21 protein-coding genes are annotated in these 21533 nt (G+C 32.0%); 18 read left to right on the top strand and 3 right to left on the bottom strand.

Annotation, left to right across the window (positions count from 1 at the left end; all coding sequences use genetic code 11):
• Window positions 1-115 precede the first annotated feature (115 nt).
• From FLAPXU55_RS22835 to FLAPXU55_RS22845, 3 genes are all read right to left on the bottom strand, one after another.
• Entirely contained in the window at window positions 116-718 is a 603-nt protein-coding gene (locus FLAPXU55_RS22835) for a trimeric intracellular cation channel family protein (RefSeq protein WP_180861609.1), read from the bottom strand.
• A gap of 68 nt (window positions 719-786) precedes the next feature.
• The gene (locus FLAPXU55_RS22840) at window positions 787-1632 is read right to left on the bottom strand and encodes a hypothetical protein (protein ID WP_180861611.1); all 846 of its coding nucleotides are present in this window, start codon (window positions 1630-1632) and stop codon (window positions 787-789) included.
• A 110-nt stretch (window positions 1633-1742) separates the two neighbouring features.
• Entirely contained in the window at window positions 1743-2486 is a 744-nt protein-coding gene (locus tag FLAPXU55_RS22845; RefSeq protein WP_180861613.1) for an RDD family protein, read from the bottom strand.
• Between the two features lie 20 nt (window positions 2487-2506).
• Here FLAPXU55_RS22845 and FLAPXU55_RS22850 point away from each other — a divergent pair, with 20 nt between their 5' ends.
• From FLAPXU55_RS22850 to FLAPXU55_RS22935, 18 genes are all read left to right on the top strand, one after another.
• Window positions 2507-3487 (top strand): stage II sporulation protein M, encoded by a 981-nt coding sequence (locus FLAPXU55_RS22850; protein WP_180861615.1) that lies wholly within the window; start codon window positions 2507-2509, stop codon window positions 3485-3487.
• 11 nt (window positions 3488-3498) lie between these two features.
• Entirely contained in the window at window positions 3499-4266 is a 768-nt protein-coding gene (locus tag FLAPXU55_RS22855) for a DUF4129 domain-containing protein (protein ID WP_180861617.1), read from the top strand.
• Window positions 4266-5471: a DUF4350 domain-containing protein gene (locus FLAPXU55_RS22860; RefSeq protein ID WP_053471011.1), complete on the top strand. Its 1206-nt coding sequence runs from the start codon at window positions 4266-4268 to the stop codon at window positions 5469-5471. The genes FLAPXU55_RS22855 and FLAPXU55_RS22860 overlap by 1 nt, the downstream gene beginning before the upstream one ends.
• A gap of 106 nt (window positions 5472-5577) precedes the next feature.
• On the top strand, window positions 5578-6591 hold the full coding sequence (locus tag FLAPXU55_RS22865; protein WP_053471012.1) for an AAA family ATPase: 1014 nt from the start codon (window positions 5578-5580) through the stop codon (window positions 6589-6591).
• Window positions 6592-6725: 134 nt separating this feature from the next.
• On the top strand, window positions 6726-8057 hold the full coding sequence (locus FLAPXU55_RS22870; RefSeq protein WP_180861619.1) for a DUF58 domain-containing protein: 1332 nt from the start codon (window positions 6726-6728) through the stop codon (window positions 8055-8057).
• A gap of 55 nt (window positions 8058-8112) precedes the next feature.
• Window positions 8113-8415, top strand: a complete 303-nt coding sequence (locus FLAPXU55_RS22875) for a hypothetical protein (protein ID WP_180861621.1) — start codon at window positions 8113-8115, stop codon at window positions 8413-8415.
• A gap of 140 nt (window positions 8416-8555) precedes the next feature.
• Window positions 8556-9641, top strand: coding sequence for a phosphoglyceromutase (locus FLAPXU55_RS22880; RefSeq protein WP_180861623.1), 1086 nt, complete (start codon window positions 8556-8558; stop codon window positions 9639-9641).
• A gap of 168 nt (window positions 9642-9809) precedes the next feature.
• On the top strand, window positions 9810-10598 hold the full coding sequence (locus FLAPXU55_RS22885) for a TrmH family RNA methyltransferase (protein WP_053471016.1): 789 nt from the start codon (window positions 9810-9812) through the stop codon (window positions 10596-10598).
• A 246-nt stretch (window positions 10599-10844) separates the two neighbouring features.
• Window positions 10845-13067, top strand: coding sequence for a RelA/SpoT family protein (locus tag FLAPXU55_RS22890; RefSeq protein ID WP_053471017.1), 2223 nt, complete (start codon window positions 10845-10847; stop codon window positions 13065-13067).
• A 233-nt stretch (window positions 13068-13300) separates the two neighbouring features.
• Window positions 13301-13843 carry a hypothetical protein gene (locus FLAPXU55_RS22895; RefSeq protein WP_180861624.1) on the top strand — a complete coding sequence of 181 codons (543 nt, stop codon included), beginning with the start codon at window positions 13301-13303 and terminating at the stop codon, window positions 13841-13843.
• 184 nt (window positions 13844-14027) lie between these two features.
• Window positions 14028-14492 (top strand): Fur family transcriptional regulator, encoded by a 465-nt coding sequence (locus tag FLAPXU55_RS22900; RefSeq protein WP_053471018.1) that lies wholly within the window; start codon window positions 14028-14030, stop codon window positions 14490-14492.
• 94 nt (window positions 14493-14586) lie between these two features.
• Window positions 14587-15858 (top strand): adenylosuccinate synthase, encoded by a 1272-nt coding sequence (locus FLAPXU55_RS22905; RefSeq protein WP_053471019.1) that lies wholly within the window; start codon window positions 14587-14589, stop codon window positions 15856-15858.
• Between the two features lie 54 nt (window positions 15859-15912).
• The gene (locus FLAPXU55_RS22910) at window positions 15913-16497 is read left to right on the top strand and encodes an NUDIX domain-containing protein (protein WP_180861625.1); all 585 of its coding nucleotides are present in this window, start codon (window positions 15913-15915) and stop codon (window positions 16495-16497) included.
• Window positions 16498-16581: 84 nt separating this feature from the next.
• On the top strand, window positions 16582-18027 hold the full coding sequence (locus FLAPXU55_RS22915) for a S41 family peptidase (RefSeq protein ID WP_235992149.1): 1446 nt from the start codon (window positions 16582-16584) through the stop codon (window positions 18025-18027).
• 69 nt (window positions 18028-18096) lie between these two features.
• Entirely contained in the window at window positions 18097-18888 is a 792-nt protein-coding gene (locus FLAPXU55_RS22920; RefSeq protein ID WP_180861627.1) for a hypothetical protein, read from the top strand.
• A gap of 31 nt (window positions 18889-18919) precedes the next feature.
• Entirely contained in the window at window positions 18920-19501 is a 582-nt protein-coding gene (locus FLAPXU55_RS22925) for a hypothetical protein (protein ID WP_180861628.1), read from the top strand.
• Window positions 19502-19584: 83 nt separating this feature from the next.
• Complete coding sequence (locus tag FLAPXU55_RS22930) at window positions 19585-20481, top strand: L,D-transpeptidase (protein WP_180861630.1); 897 nt, start codon at window positions 19585-19587, stop codon at window positions 20479-20481.
• 169 nt (window positions 20482-20650) lie between these two features.
• Complete coding sequence (locus FLAPXU55_RS22935) at window positions 20651-21481, top strand: hypothetical protein (protein WP_180861632.1); 831 nt, start codon at window positions 20651-20653, stop codon at window positions 21479-21481.
• The last annotated feature ends 52 nt before the right edge of the window (window positions 21482-21533 follow it).

A 21533-nucleotide genomic window follows, 5' to 3' on the forward strand; every position in this document is an offset into this window, starting at 1 on the left:
GTTTGTTCTTTTGCCACGAATTTCACGAATTTTCACGAATAAAAGCCGCTTAATGAAATTTAATACAAAAGAAATTAGTGAAAATTAGTGTAATTCGTGGCAAACAAAAAAATCTTTATTTATGTTCAAAAGCCGGCAGATACCATTTGTATTTTACCGCTAATAAACGAACTGAAATTATTACAACAGAAGTCACAAGGTACAAAACATCATCTTCTAAATTTAATTTCTTAAGTCCAAAGAATACGATACCACCAAAAATACAGATTGTTGCGTAGATTTCTCTTCTAAAAATCGTTGGAATTTCGGTACACAAAATATCCCGAATTACACCGCCAAAACAAGCTGTCATGGTTCCTAATGCTACACAAATTACAGGATGAAGTCCAGTTGTGATTCCTTTTTCAAGACCAATTAAGGTAAAAACCCCTAAACCAATTGTATCAAACAAAAACAGAGAAGTTCTTAGTTTGTCAAACTTTTTTCTGAAAATAATGGCCAGAAAGAAACCTAAAATAATAACATAAACATATTGAAGATTCATCATCCAGCCTACTGGAGTTCTTCCAATTAAAACATCACGAAGCGTTCCGCCGCCTACAGCGGTAACAAATGCAATGATAAAAACCCCAAACGGATCGAGTCTTTTATGCATCGCAGTTAATGCTCCCGACATTGCAAATGCCATTGTGCCAATAATATCTAATAAGTGAAACATGCTTTAAGGTGCAAAAATTTAAAGGTGCAGAGATACAAAGATTAAATTAATTGCAGCTCCTCAATTTGTTATTTTTTTGTATAAATAGGGCTTCTTTTTAATAAATAGGTAATCGAATCCATCCAGCTGTCTTTTATTGCCAAAAACGGTTTACGAGTTTGCGAATATATTTTTGAAGCATTTTTATACATGTCAAAATAAACCGTGTAATAGTAGTAAACCTGTGTGCTTGCGGTTGTTGTCGAAACATCGTTGGTTTTAACCTTCTTATTATTGTCACTTACTTTTGCGTCTCCGCTGCTGTAAGTTGTGGCAGTTGTTCCAGAATTCATGGTATAGGAAACTTTTGCGGCTACAATATTATCAACGCCAAGAATTTTTTCAAGATCTTCAATTGGTGTTTCATCAATATTGTTGTGATCAATTCCCGCTTTGTGCAGTAAACTATTTGTAGTTCTTAAATCCTGAACCGTCAGCGGAAAAATATTTGACGATTTATCAATCAGTTTATTATAAAGATCATTCTGGGCAAATTTTGCCATGTCTTCTGAGCTTTCCTGTGTATATGAATTTAAATACGGAACCGGAAGTACTGCAATTGTATTGGGTTTTACCTCTGCTGCAGCAATAACTGCCGAATTAGAAGAAGAATTATTTCCCTGACTTACATCAAAAGTCTGCGAACGCCCGCTAGCAAAATCGATTCTGGCTATTTGCGAAACATCAAGAGATATTATCAGCGTTTCTCCGGGTAAAGAATATTCAACCGTTTTATCAGATATTTTGCTGATTGTACCTTCAATAATCTGATAATCTCTTTTAATAATTTTATCTAATTTTTTTCCGCCTTGAGCAAAAGTAAAAACAGATACAAAAAACAGCAATAATACGGCAGTTAATTTTTTAATCATCATATCATTTAGAATTTAATTTATAATCAGATTTTCCACGTCTGATAAATTTATAAAATTTAAACGGATAATTAACACTAAGAAACACAACGAATTAACTCTTTGTCAATTCATTACATATGCTGCGTATAGAAATTGTAATCTTTTAAAATTACCCTGATAAAATCGTTATTATTTCCTGATTGATTTTTAATTCCGGTTACGCCTTCAATTTTTGCAACCAGTTTATAGATAATTTCATGATCATTTTTAGCCAGCGCACTTTGATATGTTTCTTTAATAATTCGCATATCATTATCCGATAATTTAATTACCAAAGGATAAGTCGGCACATAAGCCTCACCAATATCTTCCAGAATGGTATGGCTGATATTAATTTTATTCTTTAAAGTAATTACGGCTGTTCCCGCTGCCATATCTCCTAATCGCTGTGATTTTTTACTTGAAGCCACAGCAATTAAACCAATGATTCCATTGAATAAACTAAAATCAATAATTCTAAAAAACCAACGAATTAGGTAATCGCCAAAACTTGCCTGATAACCATCTATTTTTACGACTTTTATTTTTACTAGTTTTTTCCCAAAGGATTGTCCTTCAAAAATACTTTCTAAAGTTAACGAGTAAATAATCAGTGGAAAAAACAACACCAAAAATATAGCTCCTCTGGACCATGAATCTAAATTTGTCATGAGCTTATCGATGTCCATCCAGTAAAAAAACACCCAAATAATAAAGAATATATACGAAATTTTAATGCCTGCGTCAATGAAATAAGCACCTAATCGCTCGCCTACAGAGGCAGCGACAAAATTTATTTTGACATTTTGTGTTGTGTTAATAGATAATTCTGACATATTTTATATTTTAGCCCTCAATGAGAGAAGTTGCCTTTATAAAACAAAATAAAGAAAAATGGCTGGAATTTGAGCTAGCTATTTTCGGTAAAGCTAAGAAAAATCCTGACGAATTAGCTAATTTGTACATTCAATTAATGAATGATCTTTCCTATGCGCAAACTTATTACCCTAAAAGTAAGACAGTTATCTATTTAAATCATTTGGCTTCACAAATTTATCAAAAGATTTATAAAACGAAGCGAACGGAGAAAAACAGAATTGTAGAGTTTTTTAAAATAGAAGTCCCGCTTTTGCTTTTTGAATACAAAAGATATCTTTTATACGCTTTTGTACTCTTTTTTGCCACCGTTGCAATGGGAGTTGTTTCTGCACGCTACGATCCAAATTTTGTTCGGTTGATATTAGGCGACGATTATGTCAATATGACTTTAGAAAATATCAAGAAAGGAAACCCAATGGCGGTTTACGGCTCTGGATCTAACTGGGGAAGCTTTGTAGGTATTACAATGAACAATCTTTATGTTGGCGCAAAATGTTATATGTATGGAATTTTTGCAGGAATTGGAACCTTTTTTGTAGCAATGAACAATGGTATTATGCTTGGCTCATTTCAATATTTCTTTTACGAGCAAAATGTTTTCTGGAAAAGTGTACGCGGTATCTGGATTCATGGAGCAATGGAAATTTTTGGTATTGTAATTGAAACTGCTGCCGGATTTATTTTGGGTGCCTCTATCCTGTTCCCTAAAACCTATTCAAGAATTAATTCTTTTAAAATTGGTTTTAAAAACAGTTTTAAAATATTTTTAAGCACTTTCCCTTTTACCATTGGCGCAGGTTTTCTTGAAGGATTTATTACGAGATATTCTATCGATATGCCTAACTGGTTAAGCAGTTTTATAATATTATTTACTTTAGCAATAATTTCATTTTATTACTTGGTTTACCCTGCTATTGTTTACAAAAAAGTGCATAAATTATCAGCCAAACCGAATTAATTAAACCAGTAATGAATAAAATTTTATTTATTTTATCTTTTTTCCTTTTCTGCAGTGTTTCGAATGCGCAGGATTCTTTGGTGACGGAAGATCCTCCAAAAATTGCTTCGATAAAATACTCTGAAAAAGATATTCAAATTGATTCAGACTCAATTGAAAGCAAGACTTTTTCAAAAAATTATCAGAAAAAATATACCGATCCAGATTTTGTTTACGAACATAAAGCTCCGGAAAAAAGTCTTTGGGATCGTTTTAAAGACTGGCTTGCCAGTATTTTTAGAAGTCTGTTTTCGTTTAGCACAACCGAAGCTTCTTTAAACTTTGTAGGTATATTGATCAGGGTTATTTTGACGTTAGGAGTTATTTTGATGATTTATTTAATCGTTAAAGCAATTATTAATAAAGAAGGACAATGGATTTTTGGCAAAAATTCTAATAAAAGAACTGTTTATTATTCTGATATCGAGAAAAACATTCACCTTTTAGATTTCGAAAAACTAATCAAAGAAAGCCTTGAATCTGGTGAAAAACGTGCTGCAATTCGATACTATTATCTTTGGCTTTTAAAAATAATGGCCCAGAATAATTATATCGAATGGGATATCGAAAAAACAAATTCCGATTATTTATATGAGCTTCAAAGACCTGCTCATAGAGAAGAATTTACATATTTGTCATATCTCTACAATTACATTTGGTATGGTGAATTTGAAATTGATGAAACCACTTTCAACAAGGCACAGAGTAGATTTAAGAATGCAATAAAAACCTTTAGTTAATGAATAAGAATATAAAAATATACATTTCTGTTCTGGTTTTTATTTTTATCTTAATTCTGGTTTCAGATTATGACAAACCAAAACCTATTGACTGGCGTCCAACTTATTCTGTCAATGACAAAATTCCTTTTGGGTTATATGTTTTTGATAAAGAAATTGGCGGTATTTTAAAAAAGCAAAAAATCCAAAGAATTTCAACTGTAACGCCTTATGAATTTTTAGATTCAAAATACGATGAAGATTCATTAGTCGAAACTTATTCTGTAAAAGGAACTTTTGTTAATATTTCTGTACAGAATAATATTGACGATCAGTCGATGAAAGAGATTATGTATTTCGTTTCACACGGAAATAATGCCTTTTTAAGTATGGCAAATTTCCCAAAACCTTTATTGGATAGTTTGAAGTTTGAATATACTTCAAATTTCCGTCCAACAGATAGTTCATTAGTCTGGATGGCAAATAAAAAACTGAGTCGAAAAGCATACAAATCAACAGGCGATATTGCCGATTATTTTTCTAAGATTGACACTTTAAACACCATTGTTTTAGGTTATCAGGGAAATCCAAAAAAGAAGAAAAACATAAATTTTATAAAAGTTCCTTATAAAAACGGAAATTTCTTTCTGCACATACATCCCGTTGCTTTTACAAATTATAATCTGCTCAAAAAGGATCGTTATCAATATGCTGAAAATGTGCTTTCTTATATTCCAAAAGGAGATGTTTTTTGGTACACAAAATTGCAGACAGATGAAAATATTTCCGGGTCGCCGCTTCGATATATATATAGTCAGCCGGCCTTAGCATGGGCTTTCTATTTATTCCTGATCGGCATGTTGATTTTTATGATATTTAATGCCAAAAGAAAACAGAGAATTGTTCCTATTTTGCAGCCATTATCAAATTTGACAATTGATTTTACCAAAACAATTGGTAATTTGTACTATCAGGAAGGAGATCACAAGAATATAATTGATAAAAAAATCATTTATTTCTTAGAAAGAATCAGAACTGAATATTTAATCGACACCACAAAACTGGATGACGAGTTTGTTAAAAAACTGCATCATAAAACAGGTAAAGACGAAAAAGATATTCAGGAACTGGTATTTTTAATTAACGAACACCGAAATAGTTATCATGACAGTATTGAACAGGATTTAATCCGAATTAATAATGCAATCGAAAAAATCATACATTAAAAATATTTGTGAAGATTTAAAATTAAAGAGTTAAAAAAAATCTTTTTTAATCCTAATAATCTGTGGCAAAAAAAATAAAACAAACGAATTAAAAAACACACCAAACATGGACGATATTAATACACCAGAAACAGAAATCACAAATGAAAATGTGAATTTTGAAACCAGAATAAATTTAGCACCGCTTTTAGAGCATGTAAACGCCATTAAAAAAGAAATCGAAACTGTAATTGTGGGACAGCATAAAATGGTTGACCAGCTTTTGGTTGCTATTTTATCAAACGGTCACGTTTTACTGGAAGGTGTTCCCGGAGTTGCCAAAACAATTACAGCAAAGTTATTAGCAAAAACATTAAACATTGATTTTAGCCGAATTCAGTTTACACCGGATTTAATGCCATCTGATATTTTAGGAACTTCTATTTTCAATTTAAAAAGTTCAGAATTTGAATTCAAAAAAGGACCAATCTTTTCTAATTTAATTTTAATTGACGAGATCAACCGTGCGCCTGCAAAAACTCAGGCCGCTCTTTTTGAAGTTATGGAAGAACGTCAAATTACAATTGACGGTTCCGGATATAAATTAGAAACTCCGTTTTTGGTAATTGCAACGCAAAACCCAATTGAGCAGGAAGGAACTTACCGTTTGCCGGAAGCACAATTAGACCGTTTCTTGTTCAAAATCACGATCGATTATCCAAAATTAAACGAAGAAATCCTGATTATTCAGAGAGAGCATTTATTGCAGGATCACGGAAAATTAGAAGCTATCCAAACACTTCTTTCTTCTGCAGAAATAAACCAGTATCAGGCTTTAGTTAAACAAATTAGAGTTGAACAAAACTTATTAGAATATATTGCAAGAATCGTAGTAAACACAAGAGAAAATGCCTTTTTATATTTAGGAGCTTCGCCTCGTGCATCGATTGCAATTTTGAACGCTTCAAAAGGTTTCGCTGCCATTCGCGGACGTGATTTTGTTACTCCGGAAGATATTAAAGAAGCTGCAATTCCAGTTTTACAGCACCGTGTTATCGTTGCTCCGGAACGTGAAATGGAAGGAATTACAAGTTCTGAAATTATCAAACAAATTATCGAAACTGTAGAGATTCCTAGATAGTTCTCTGTTCCTGAGAGGTTTTCAAAACCTCGTAGGTATTAATTATATTATTTATTCTAAGTCAAAAACACCTACAAGGTTTTAAAAACCTTGCAGGAGAACTTGAAACTTAAAACCTGAAACTATAAAAAACAGTGAAGTTTATAAAAAGTCTATATCTCAATAATTTCTTCTTCTATGTGCTTTTGGGCATTATAGCATTATTTGTCTGCGCTTTTATTTTTCCAAATTTGTATAACGCAGTTTGGTTTATTATTTTGGTTTTGATCACTTTTTTAGGCTTGGATATTTTAATATTATATCTGGCAAAAACAGGAATTGAAGCAGAAAGAATTACACCCGAAAAGCTTTCAAATGGAGATTTAAACCCAATAAACATCAAAATCAGAAATCATTATACTTTTCCAATTTTAGTCAGGATAATTGATGAAATTCCGTTTCAATTTCAGGTTCGTAATTTTAAAATTGCAAAAAGAGTAAAAGCGTCTGAAGAAAAAGAAATCGGATATGATCTTCGTCCAACCGAACGCGGCGAATATCATTTTGGTTATTTAAACATTTACGTTTCTTCGCCATTAAGATTGATTTCAAGAAGATTTTCTTTTGCAAAAGATCAAATGGTGCCAACTTATCCGTCTTATATTCAATTAAGAAAATACGATTTAATAGCATTTTCGAATAATCTGTATCAATACGGAATCAAGAAAATCCGCCGAATTGGTCATACCATGGAATTTGAACAAATCAAAGAATATGTTCAGGGCGATGATCTTCGAACTTTAAACTGGAAAGCTACAGCAAAGAAAAATGCTTTGATGGTGAATCAGTTTCAGGACGAAAAATCACAGTCTGTTTATTTGGCAATTGACAAAGGGCGCGTTATGCAAATGCCTTTTGATGGATTAAGTTTACTGGATTATGCTATAAATTCGACTTTGGTTTTATCAAATGTAATTTTGAAAAAACAGGATAAGGCTGGAATTTTTGCTTTTTCTAAAAAAGTAGAAAACAGAGTTTTTGCAGAAAGAAGAGGTTCGCAGATGCAAAAAATCCTTGAAACTTTATACAACATCAAAACCGACTTTTTCGAAAGCGATTACAGCCGATTATATGTTGATATCAAGAAAAACATCAACCAAAGAAGTTTGATTATTCTGTATACAAATTTCGAAACCATGGACGGCTTACATCGTCAGCTGCCCTATTTAAAAGGAATTGCAAAAAGTCATTTACTGGTTGTTGTCTTTTTTCAGAATACGGAACTAAACGCTATTATCAATAAAAAAACAGATACAATTCAGGAAGTTTACGATAAAGTAATTGCTGAAAAATTCATGTTTGAAAAACGTCTTATCGCAAACGAACTAAAGAAATACGGAATCCACTCGGTTTTAACACAGCCTGAGAATTTGACTTTGGATGCTATTAATAAGTATTTAGAGATTAAGGCTAGGGGGATTTTGTAGAAGTTGTGAAATGTAGTTTGTAAAAAGTAAGATGATTACAGAAAAACATTGATTTATGAATGAGCTCGAATCTCACATTTTCACGTACATTGTTCAATTTCGCGGAGGAACATATTGCACTCAAGTTATATCTGAAAACATAGAAAATTCAATTATCAAATGGCTTGAAAAAATAAAAGAAGAAAAAAACGAAATACAATATTTAGGAACTAAAACGCTTGAAAATTTAGAATTTCAAATACTTAATCAAATGGATTTTCCAACTAAACTTAACAGATTAAACAACGTTTGGTTTCTGCAATTTAGTTCTAAATCAGGATCTTTTTTTATAAATATTGTAAAGACTTCTAATACTTAAAAGCATTATTAAAATTTAAGCTTTAGAAATAGAACCATTTTATTCTCTGTTAATTAATGGTTATATTTAAAAATATGAATTAAGTTGATTTGAATTATTGATTAGTTTTGGATATCAAATAACTTCTAAATCATTAAAAAATGAAAAAAGCAATTCTAATTGTATTCATTTTAACCAGCCTATTTTGTTCTGCACAAAAAACAGAAAACATTATAATCATAACTACTGACGGTTTTAGATGGCAGGAAGTTTTTAAAGGATTAGATCCGGCAATTGCCAATGATAAAAAATTCAATCAGGGAGACAGTACTTATATTTATAAAAAATATTCTGCTTCAGATTTTGCAGGATCACGTCAAAAAATCATGCCTTTTTTCTGGACAGAAATTGCTTCGAAAGGGCAAATTTATGGAAATCGCGATCTTGGAAGTAAAGTAGATGTTTCAAATCCGTATTGGTTTAGTTATCCTGGATATAGCGAAATCATGACTGGAAATGTTGATGTTCAGATAAATTCTAACGGTTACAAACCCAATCCAAACGTAAATGTTCTGGAATTCCTGAATAAACAATCTAAACTAAAAGGGAAAGTTGCTGCTTTTGGTGCATGGGATGCTTTTGACCGAATTTTAAATGAAGAAAGAAGCGGTTTTCCGGTAATTTCTGCTTTTGATAATGTGGGCGGAAACAAACCTACAGCCTCTCAAAAACTATTAAACGAAATGCGAAATAATTCGTTTAAACCTTTTCACGAAGATGAATGTCTTGATGTTTTTACACATTATGAGGCAATGGACGAACTTAAAACAAAGAAACCAAAAGTATTATATATCTCTTACGGCGAAACCGACGAATGGGCGCATCATGGTCATTACAAATCGTATTTAGATGCGGTTAATCAGGTAGATAAATGGATTAAAGAAATTTGGGATTTTGTACAAAATGATCCGCAGTACAAAAACAAAACAACTATATTTATAACCGTTGATCACGGCCGCGGCGACAAAATAAAATCACAATGGACAGATCACGGAGCTGATGTTGAAGGTGCATCACAAATTTGGTTCGCCGCAATGGGACCTGAAATTACTCCAAAAGGCGAAATCAAAACAGATTCTCAATTCTACCAAAAACAATTCGCCCAGACTTTTGCCAAAATCATGGGATATAATTTCACCACAGATCATCCTGTTGAAACTGAAGTTAAAGAACTTTTTGACAAATAGTTTTTTTTCACGAATTACGCGAATTTTCACTAATTTATTTTGATTGAACTCAATTATAATTCGTGAAAATTCGTGTAATTCGTGGCGAAAACTATAAATATTCAAAACCTTGCAGGAAGAAAAAAACTCTGTACCTTTGAGCCTTTGCAACTTTGAGACTCAAAAAAAATGAAACAAATAACTTCAGTTCAAAATCCGTTTATAAAATCGCTTGCTTTATTACAGGAAAAAGCAAAAGCCAGAAAACAAACCGGAACATTTTTAATTGAAGGGCAACGCGAAATTTCATTAGCCATAAAAGGCGGTTACGAAATTGAAACTGTTTTATTTTTACCCGATTTAGTGACCGAAAACCAAATCAATAAACTAGTTTCTTCATCGGTTCAGTTAATCGAAATCAACAAAGAAGTTTACCAAAAGCTAGCTTATCGCGATACAACCGAAGGTATCTTGGCTGTAGCCAAAACCAAATCTCTAAAATTATCCGATTTAAAATTATCTGATAATCCATTAATTTTAGTGGCCGAATCTCTGGAAAAACCCGGAAATGTCGGCGCCGTTTTACGTACCGCAGATGCCGCAAATCTTGATGCCGTTTTAATTGCAGACCCAAAAAGCGATTTATACAATCCGAATATTGTGCGTTCCAGCGTTGGCTGTTTGTTTACCAACCAAATCGCAACCGGAACAACCGAAGAAATTATTGCTTTTTTAAAAGAAAAAAAGATCAGTTTTTACTCGGCAACTTTACAAAATTCAACTTCCTATCATACCCAAAACTTCACTACTCCAACCGCTTTGGTTGTTGGTACAGAAGCGACAGGCTTAACGCAAAAATGGCGTGACGAAGCAACGCAAAACATTATTATCCCAATGCAGGGCGAAATCGACAGCATGAATGTTTCTGTCGCTGCCGCTATTTTAATTTTTGAAGCAAAAAGACAAAGAGGGTTTTAGATTTTAGATTTTAGATTTTAGATTTTAGATTTTAGATTTTAGATTTTAGATTTATAAAAAATCGCTTTGCTCTTTTTTATTGGGATTTGGAATTTAAAAAATTGGAATTTATTTTCTGTCAGGCTGAGCGAAGTCGAAGCCCTTTTTTTATTCAAAAAATCTAAAATCTTAACTCTAAAATCAACAATCCATTCCCTTGCGTATGTTCTAAGTTATTCTTATTTTTAGTACTTGAACTATGCCGTTATGATAGAAATAGATATTGAAAAAGAAAACAAAGCAATTACGCACGAATACAAGGAATTACTGCGAATTAGTTACCAGACTTTAACACCTGCCGACAAAAAATTAATTCGTAAAGCTTTTGATGTTGCTGTTGATGCTCACAAAGAACAAAGACGCAAATCTGGCGAAGCGTATATCTTTCATCCTATTGCAGTTGCGAAAATTGTTGCCTCAGAAATTGGTCTGGGAGCGACCTCTATTGCCGCGGCTTTATTACACGATGTTGTCGAAGATACTCCCATAACTGTTGAAGATATTGAGCGTTTATTTAATCCAAAAGTAGCGCAGCTTGTTGAAGGTTTAACTAAGATTTCGTTAGTTCAAAAAGATTTAAATGCATCCATGCAGGCGGAGAATTTCCGCAAAATGATTCTGACTTTGAACGATGACGTGCGTGTAATTTTGATAAAATTAGCCGATCGTCTTCATAATATGCAGACCATGGATTCAATGGCAGAATATAAACAGACGAAAATTGCTTCTGAAACGCTTTATATTTATGCTCCTCTCGCCCATCGTTTGGGACTTTACAATATCAAAACCAAACTGGAAGATTTGGGATTAAAATATACAGAACCTGCTGTATACGAAGATATTGTAAGCAAAATTAGAGAAACTAAGGAAGAACAGGATGCTTACATCAAAGATATCTCTGATGTTTTAAAGAAATCTCTTGATGCTGAAAATATAGATTATATTATAAAAGGCCGTCCGAAATCTATTTATTCGATCCGCCGTAAAATGCGCGCGCAAAACGTGAGTTTTGATGAAGTGTACGATAAATTTGCGCTTAGAATCGTTTATAAATCAGATCCGCATGATGAAAAATTCATCGCCTGGAAAATATATTCCATCGTAACTGATCATTACAGACCGAGCCCAAGCCGTTTGCGTGACTGGATTTCATCTCCAAAATCAACTGGATATGAAGCACTTCACATAACTGTTATGGGACCAAAAGGCCGCTGGGTTGAAGTTCAGGTTCGAAGCGAGCGTATGGATGAAATTGCAGAAAAAGGTTATGCAGCACATTACAAATATAAAAATGGCGCAAGTGAAGAAAGCGGTTTAGATGTCTGGCTGAATTTACTTCGTGAAGCTTTAGAAAATCCGGAGACAAATGCGGTAGATTTTGTGGAAGATTTCAAAATGAATTTATATTCAAAAGAAATTTTCATTTTTACCCCAAAAGGAGAAATAAAATCATTGCCAAAAGGCGCAACTTCGTTGGATTTTGCTTTTAGTATTCACTCAGAAATTGGAATTAAAACAAGAGGAACCCGCGTAAACGGGCGTCTTGTGCCTTTAAACCACGAATTAAAAAGCGGTGATCAGGTTGAAGTTATTACATCGGCAAACCAAAAACCTACGGTAAACTGGTTGGAATATGTAACCACTTCAAGAGCAAAAAATAAGATCAAAAACGTTCTTAACGAGAACACGAAAAAAATTGGCGAGGAAGGAAAAGAATTACTCACCCGAAAACTTAAACATTTAAAAATTACGCTTAACGAACAAGTTACAAACGAGTTAGTTAACTTTTTTAAACTAAAAACCAGTTTAGATTTATTTTACCGCGTTGGAATTGGTGCTATCGAAAATCAGCAGTTAAAAGATTACGCAGCACAAAAAGGAAATACGTTCATCAATTTCTTTAAAAATAAAATTAAAAGAAATAAAGACAACACCGCTGCCGAAGATATCCACAAACCAGTCATTAGCAGTAATTACGACATGCTGGTTTTTGGAACTGAGCATGATAAACTGGATTATAAACTTTCGCAATGCTGTAACCCAATTCCGGGTGACGATGTTTTTGGTTTCGTTACGATAAACGAAGGAATTAAAGTGCATAAAAAAGATTGTCCAAATGCTATTGGAATGCAGTCTAATTATGCATACAGAATCATGAGTGCCAAATGGATAGATTCTTCTCAAGAAGAATTTAAAGCCATTATCAATATTACCGGAATGGACGTTTTAGGACTTACAAATCAATTAACGCGAGTAATTTCAAACAATATGAGCGTTAATATTCAGAGTATTTCGTTGAGTACGGATGCGGGAATTTTTCACGGACAAATCGCGGTAATTGTTCAAAACAATACCATTTTGAAAAAAATGATCAATGCCATTAAAAAAATTGACGGCGTTGATAAAGTTACCAGAGAATATAGAACCTAATTTATATTTAAAAAATATTAGGCATGATTAATAAAAAACCATTTAACACATAGAAACATAGATTTATTATAATCAATTTATAATGTTAAAGGTAAAATAAATGACACATCATTTACACATAGCTATGTTTGTTTATACAAGTGAAACGCCTTTGCAGACAAAGAAAAACTATGCTTCTATGTGTTTAAATAATTTAAACTCAAAGCGTCAAAACAAGAACCAAATCATTGTTTATGAAAAATGAAAACCTAGAAATTCCCGAAGTTATTTTTGATGAAAATGGAGAACTTTTAATTGTCGCTTCTAAATCTTCCTCAAAAGATGATTTCGATTTCTTTCAGGGAAAATCAGTTATTCGTAACAAAAAACTAAAAACAAGATTTGCCAACTGTACGGAGTGGATTGAGTTTCCATCAACTCAGGAAATGTATAAAATTTTAAACGGGATTGGCAATATTGATAATTTTCTTGCCACTTTTGACGGAGAACCTTTTGAAGGAATGACCGTTAGATTATTTAATCCGAAGACAAAATTGTGGAGCATTTACTGGGCCGATTCTAATTCAGGAACATTAGACAAACCTGTTGTAGGCTCATTTGAAGATAAAATTGGACATTTTTTCTCTAAAGATATTTACGAAGGCAAAAATGTAATTCAGGTATTTAGATGGGATGCCCGTGACGAAAATAATCCGGTGTGGAGTCAAGCCATGTCTGACGATCAGGGAAAAACATGGGAATGGAACTGGTACATGTATATGTCAAAAACGAACTGAAAATCTGTTATTTTTCTCCTAAATTAAAATAATTATGTTAATTAAGTTCTGTTGGACTTTGTAAAATATAATAGCGCAAAAGCCTGAATTTGGTACATTCTCTGTTATCAAATTCCAGTTTAAACGTTAAACTTTAAACCCGAAACTTTTATTCATTAAAAATAAAAAATTATCTTTGCAGGATATGACACTTATTTCAACTGACAACACTAAGAATCAAGAAATTGTAAAAAATGTTTTTACAATGTATCTTGAACAAAAAGGGCATCGCAAAACTCCTGAGCGTTATGCTATACTTCAGGAAATTTACGATAGCGAGGAGCATTTTGACATAGAAAACCTATACATCAAAATGAAAAACAAAAACTACCGTGTGAGCAGGGCTACGCTTTACAACACGATCGAGTTATTGTTAGACTGCGCTTTGGTTAGAAAACATCAATTTGGACAAAATCAGGCTTACTACGAAAAATCATATTTTGATAAACAGCATGATCATATCATTATGACAGATTCTGGTGAGGTAATCGAATTTTGCGATCCAAGAATTCAAACCATCAAAAAAACTATCGAAGAGATATTTGATATTGAAATCACAAATCACTCGCTTTATTTCTACGGAAACAAAAAACAGAGTTCACAGTCTTAAAAGAAAGACTTTTTCAAAAAATTAAAAAAAAAGAAAATTAACTACATAATCAGTAGGACAGCTTTTAATTGTCCTAACGCAAATTAAAAACAGAATGACGGTAGATTTATTACTAGGATTACAATGGGGAGATGAAGGTAAAGGAAAGATTGTTGACGTTCTTACCTCAAATTATGATATTATTGCACGTTTTCAAGGAGGACCAAATGCAGGACATACATTAGAATTTGATGGAATTAAGCACGTACTTAGAACTATTCCTTCTGGAATTTTCCATAAAGATTCAATAAATATTATCGGAAATGGTGTTGTAATTGATCCTGTAGTTTTTCAAAAAGAAATTGAAGGTTTAGAGAAATTCAACCTTGACATCAAAAAGAAATTAATCATTTCAAGAAAAGCACATTTAATTTTACCAACGCACCGTTTGCTTGACGCGGCTTCTGAAGCTTCAAAAGGAAAAGCAAAAATTGGTTCTACTCTTAAAGGAATTGGCCCAACTTACATGGACAAAACTGGTAGAAACGGTTTACGTGTAGGTGATATCGAATTAGAAGATTTTAACGAGCGTTACAGAGCATTGGCTGACAAGCACGAAGCTATGATTGCTTTCTATGATGTTGCTATTCAATACAATTTAGCTGAACTTGAAAAAGAGTTCTTTGAAGCTATCGAAGAATTAAAAAAATTAGATTTTATTGACAGTGAAGAATATATTCACCAAGCTCAAAAAGCAGGTAAATCTATTCTATGTGAAGGAGCTCAAGGTTCATTATTAGATGTTGATTTTGGAACTTATCCATTTGTAACTTCATCAAATACTACTGCTGCAGGAGCTTGTACTGGTTTAGGAATTGCTCCTAACAAAATCAAAGAAGTGTACGGAATTTTTAAAGCTTATGTTACTCGTGTTGGCAGCGGACCTTTCCCAACAGAACTTTTTGACGAAGTTGGAGCTACAATGGCAAGAGTTGGTAATGAATTTGGATCTGTAACAGGAAGACAAAGACGCTGCGGATGGTTAGACCTTGTGGCTTTAAAATATGCTGTTCAGGTAAATGGAGTTACGCAATTAATGATGATGAAAGGTGATGTCCTTTCTGGTTTTGAAACTTTAAAAGTTTGTACCGAATACAACTATAAAGGTCAAAACATTGCTCACTTCCCTTATAACATTGAACCGGAAAATGTTACTCCGGTTTACAAAGAGTTTAAAGGCTGGAAAGCAGATTTAACAGGATTGACAACGTATGATGCATTGCCAATCGAGCTAAAAGAATATATTGAGTTTATTGAGAAAGAAATCGAAGTGCCAATCAAAATTGTATCAGTTGGACCAGACAGAAAGCAAACAATAACAAAATAATACATTTAAACGCTCTGATAATCAGGGCGTTTTTTTTATGAAACTATTTTCGAAATGAGAAAAAATCCAGAAATTGAAATTACAGAAACCAAATTATTATCTGATAATTGGTATGTATTAAACAAAGTTACTTTTAACTATAAAAAGGAAAACGAAAAATTAGAATCGCATATTCGTGAAGTGTATGATCGCGGAAATGGTGCCGGAATATTATTATACAATAGTTCTAAAAAAACGGTTATTCTAACCAGACAATTTCGTTTACCAACTTTTCTTAACGGAAATAAAACCGGAATGATGATCGAGGTTTGCGCCGGACTTTTAGATAAAGATAATGCCGAACAAGCTATAATTCGAGAAACGGAAGAAGAAACAGGTTATCGCTTAAAAAAAGTTCAAAAAGTTATTGAAACCTACATGTCTCCAGGTTCTGTAACAGAGATTCTATATTTATTTGTGGGAGAATATGATGAAAACATGAAAGTAAGCTCTGGCGGCGGACTTGACGCTGAACAGGAAAATATTGAAGTTCTGGAATATACTTTTGATGAAGCTTACGCCATGATTGAATCTGGAGAGATTACAGATGCCAAAACTATTTTATTGCTGCAACACGCGAAGATTAAAAATTTAATTTAGATTTTTTGAGTATTTTTAAATTCTAAAAATACTCAAATGTCCAAATTCAAGATATTATTTTTTCTGTTTTTACCTTTTCTTATAATGGCACAAAATGAGAAACTGCCAGCCGAAAGACTAAAACAAGATCTTACTATTTTTAAAGAAATAAGAGAAAAAGCCAATTCTGGATTATACAAATACCGCACAAAACAGCAAATTGACAGTATTTATTCCTGGGCATTTTCACAAATAGAAAAACCTGCAACACTGCTCGAATTTTACAAAATCATTTTAAAAATTACTGATTTTGAAGGCAGCGTACACAATGATACTACTCTTCCTGATGAATTTCAGAATAAATTTTCATTAGGAAATGTGTTTTTTCCATATCCTGTAAAACTCATTGAAGGAAAGTTAGTAATCAATTTTCAAAACTCAGAAATTCCGTTAGGCTCAGAAATTCATAGTGTAAACAAAATTAAAGTCAATAAACTAATAAAAGACTTTTATAAATATTACACTACTGACGGCTACAATATTTCAGGAAAATATATTGGATTAACAAGTTCGTTTGGAAAATATTTTGAAATGGAATACGGACCTCAAAAGAGTTTTTTAGTAGAATATTCGCTTCTTAACAGCTCTAAAAAACTAACTAAAATAGTTTCTGCCGTATCTAATGATATCCGAAAAGAAAATTTCAAAAATCGTTTTTCACTTCCTATAGATAGTCTTCAGTTTAATAAAGCAAAAAACAAATATTCGTTTAAGATTATTTCTAAAAACACAGCCTTACTTTCTGTTCACACCTTTTCAATTGGTAAAAATGCAAAAGCGAAAGAACATTTAGCTTATAAAAAATATCTGGACAGCTGTTTTCAATATTTAGGCAAAAATAACCAGATAAATAACCTAATTGTAGACGTAAGAAACAATGGCGGAGGCAGCGATCCAAATGATATTTTGACTTTTTCTTATCTTACACAAAAACCATATCGCGAAAATGCTTCTGCATATGTTAGTTTTCAGGAAATTCCGTTTGCAGATTATTTTGTTTACGATGAAACCGAACCTCAAAAAAAGCTGGAAGAAAAAAATGATTTTGAAACTGATTTAAAAGAAGAGTTTCCGAAGTTAGAAAACGGAAAATACAATCAGGACGAAAAATTCAATCAATTATTACAACCTGATACAAACAATTTTAATGGACAAATCTATTTATTGATAAGTCCAAGAATTGCTTCTGCAGGGTCGTTATTCGCTTCTTTAGTGACAGGAAATACAAATGCAATTATTATTGGTGAAGAAACTATGGGCGGTTATTTCGGACATAACGGCCACACTCCTGTTGAATATGAATTACCAAATACAAAAATTAAAACAAAATTTTCAATTGTAAATTTAGATCAGGATGTTCCTAAAAAGGCCAATCAGATATTTGGCAGAGGAATTATTCCGGATCATGAAGTTAAACAAACTTTAGAAGATTTTTTACAAAATAAGGATACACAGTTTGAATATACGTTGAAATTAATTGAATCGAAATAATTTTTCTTTAAATTTAAAAGAGAGAAAAAACTTAAAACATTGTATGTTTGTTTTTTAAGTGAAGTAAATATGACACACCAACAAATTTTAGATAAACTCGCAGCAAAACATCTTGTAAAATCAATTGATGATGATTTGGCAACAGTAACTTTTCATGCAATGTGCTATGAAAAAGACACAGAAAAACAACTTTTGTATATACTGCCTAAACTATTAAATCGCTGGAATTGTGTTTTAAATGCAAGTGAAATTTCTAATAAATACAAGCAAAAAACAATTCTCGCTCTTTCTGTTCTTATACACAAATACGGATTTAAAGACGACACCATAAACAAGAGAGCAATTGAAGCTATAGATCTTTTGAACAAGGAAGTAGCTTTAAGCGATGATTTTTTTAGAAAATCAGAAGAAATAAAACAATTTATCTTATCATCGCCTGCACCTTTAAAGCGAAAACCTTCTATTCCGGAAAGTATTACTTTTTACAGAAAAGGAGATGTAATTTCAATTCAATTGGAAGACCATTTTTACGCTGCATATATTCATAAAATTTCTGGGGCTAATGAGAGTCCGATTTTAGAATTTTATGATGGCATTTTTGATAAAGTTCCAACTTGGGAAGAATTAGAGAATCTATGTGCAAAAGGCCAAATCTATAATGATGGAATTGAAAGGATTTCAAAATTTTCAGTTTATGGATTAAAACATGAACCTGACACCGCCAATCAAATTCGATTGATAAAGGTTTCTGTAGACAAGCCCGCAAACGATCATCTTGAAGAATCGATAGGTTTATATAGTGTTATCGACTTATTTAAACTGCAACATGAAATAAAAAATTTATTTAAATTGAGTAAATAATTTTTTACTTTTCTGACTAAGTAAATATCTTATGACAAACACATCTAAAGACAAAATTAATATCTGGAAAGAATTTGCAAAACAAACCAATGGAACTTTTAAAGAAGGCTATTTCTGGAATTCAGATTCTGTTGAAATTGAATATGAAAACTGGAAAATTGTTTTTGATAATTATACACTTTGGTCTGGAAAATACAGTACCGAAATGACTAGAGTAATTGTTCCGATTACTTTACAGGATAATTTTAGATTCGAAATTTATAAAGAAGGGTTTATTCGTAAAATTGAAAAATTCTTTGGGGCGCAAGACATAGAAATTGGTTATGCTGATTTTGATAAAGCCTTTACAATTAAAAGTAATAATGAATTTAAGATAAAAACATTATTAAAAAATAGTGATATAAGAAATAGTATCAGTAATCAGAAAGATGTAAACATTCAAATCTCAGATCAAAAAGGGATTTGGGAAGAGAAGCTTCCAAAAGACAAATTTGAATTATCTTATTTTAGTGATGGCGAAATTCTAGATTTAAATATCTTAAATGATTTGTTAGAACTTTTTAAACTTATCTTAAACGAAATGTTTGAAATGAATGTTATAGCTGTAAAATGAAAATCCAGCAAAGAATTCAAAGAATTGTGTAAGACATATTGAGGCGTATAGTTATAATTTTATTTCTATAAAAATACGACCCTATGAAAAAGTTATATTATACAGCAAACGTACTACTTATATTAATGTTAGCCTTAGTGATTTCTTGTAAAAAAAGTGACACTGTAAAGCTGACAGATAATACAACTGATAAAAAACCTAAAAAAACAATTGAATATAAGAAACCAGAATCAGCAGTTTCTTATCAATTTAGCAATACTAAAGAATGGCTGAAAACAAATGAAGCTGACAGCAGTAAACTGGATATTGTTTATGCAGTAAACAGAACTGATAAAGCGAATTTAAAAAAGTTAGATTCAGTAGTTATTCCTGCAGATTTTAGTGGAGATTTAGTTTATTATTTGCCGTTTCCACTGCATGTTGGGGCTTTAGAAGAAATTTCGAAAATCATTATTTTCTCCTATCCTACTCAGACTTTTGCCGCTTACGAAAACGGTGAACTTGTTTATACTGGACCAACAAATATGGGAAGAAAAAAAGATCCAACACCAACCGGGTTATTTTTCACCAATTGGAAAGCAGAAAAAACAACGAGTACTTTTAATGACGAATGGGATTTAAAATGGAATTTTAATATCGAAAACAAACTTGGAGTTGGTTTTCACGAATATGAATTACCAGGTTATCCAGCATCACATTCCTGTTTGAGATTACTGGAAAAAGATGCTAAATATCTTTACAAATTTGCCGATGAATGGATTTTGAAAGACAAAGAGAATGTAAAAGTAAAAGGAACTCCGGTTGTAGTTTTTGGAAGTTATAATTTTGACGGCCCAAAACCATGGCTGCAATTGGCATCAGATCCAAAAGCTTTAAATATATCTGAATCTGAAATTGAGAAAGAAGTAAAACCTTTTATTCAGAAGATTTTAGACAATCAAAAATTAAGAGAGGCGGAACAACAAACTACTGCTCTTTAATAAAATATTTTTTTCCTAAAAAAAAAGCAGCTTATAATTATCTATAAGCTGCTTTTTTGTTTTTAAACCAAAGGTAAAATTTTAGATAAAATAAAATTTTCATTGATAATAATTTGTCTATTTTCGTTTTATAAAATACCTAAAACAATTATCTCCCTAATTTTCACACATGAAAAAATCTTTTTTACTATTTTTTATTTTTACAACTTTTCAAAATTACTGCCAGTCAAATCAAATTTTAGACTTCAAACCGGGTTACTCACCTGAAACCATTTACAATCAAACAGTAACTAATTCTTCAGATTATGAAATGACATATTCAGGATCCGAAAAATTACTGGAAATACTAAAGAAAAACGGAACGGAAAATCCTGTCAAAATAAAGAGTTCATTTAATGTAGAAACTGTTTCTAAAACTGGTAAAATTGATAAAAACGGAAGCTTTCCTATTACCATAGAATATTTAAAAACTTCTGATAAAGATGGAAAAAGTGTAATTCCAAGCGGAACCCTTTTGTATGGTAATGCTACGCTTTCGAGCATGCCAAAATTGGATTCGATCGTAGGGAAAGGAATGGAGGAAAACTTTAAAAATAGTATTTTTAAGATGGTTCAAAGTACTTTTAATCAACTAGCTCTGCCGGAAAAAAAATTAAAAACAGGTGAGTCTTTTTCTCAGGAAAGCCCGCTTACACTTCCTATTGGCGGCATTAATATCGAAATGGTAATCACAACTACTTATAGTTTAAAAAATATTACTCCTAAATCTGCTTTTTTTGATATTGTCCAGACATATACAATGAAACTTGCTGATACTCGCTTTGAGTCGAGTGGTTCAGGAAATGGAACAGGAAAATTAGTTTATGATATACCTAATCATTTTGTAAGTGAAAATACTTTAAACATGGAATTAAATTTTAACTTAAAGCATACCGACTTTAATATAGATTTAAAATCAAAAAGTGATTATAGTCAACTTGCTAAAATCTCCAAAAAATAAACTAAAAAAGGCGTAAGATTAAATGTTACGCCTTTTTTAAATTTATATAAAA

The sequence above is a fragment of the Flavobacterium panici genome (assembly GCF_903819335.1).
Classification (GTDB): domain Bacteria; phylum Bacteroidota; class Bacteroidia; order Flavobacteriales; family Flavobacteriaceae; genus Flavobacterium; species Flavobacterium panici.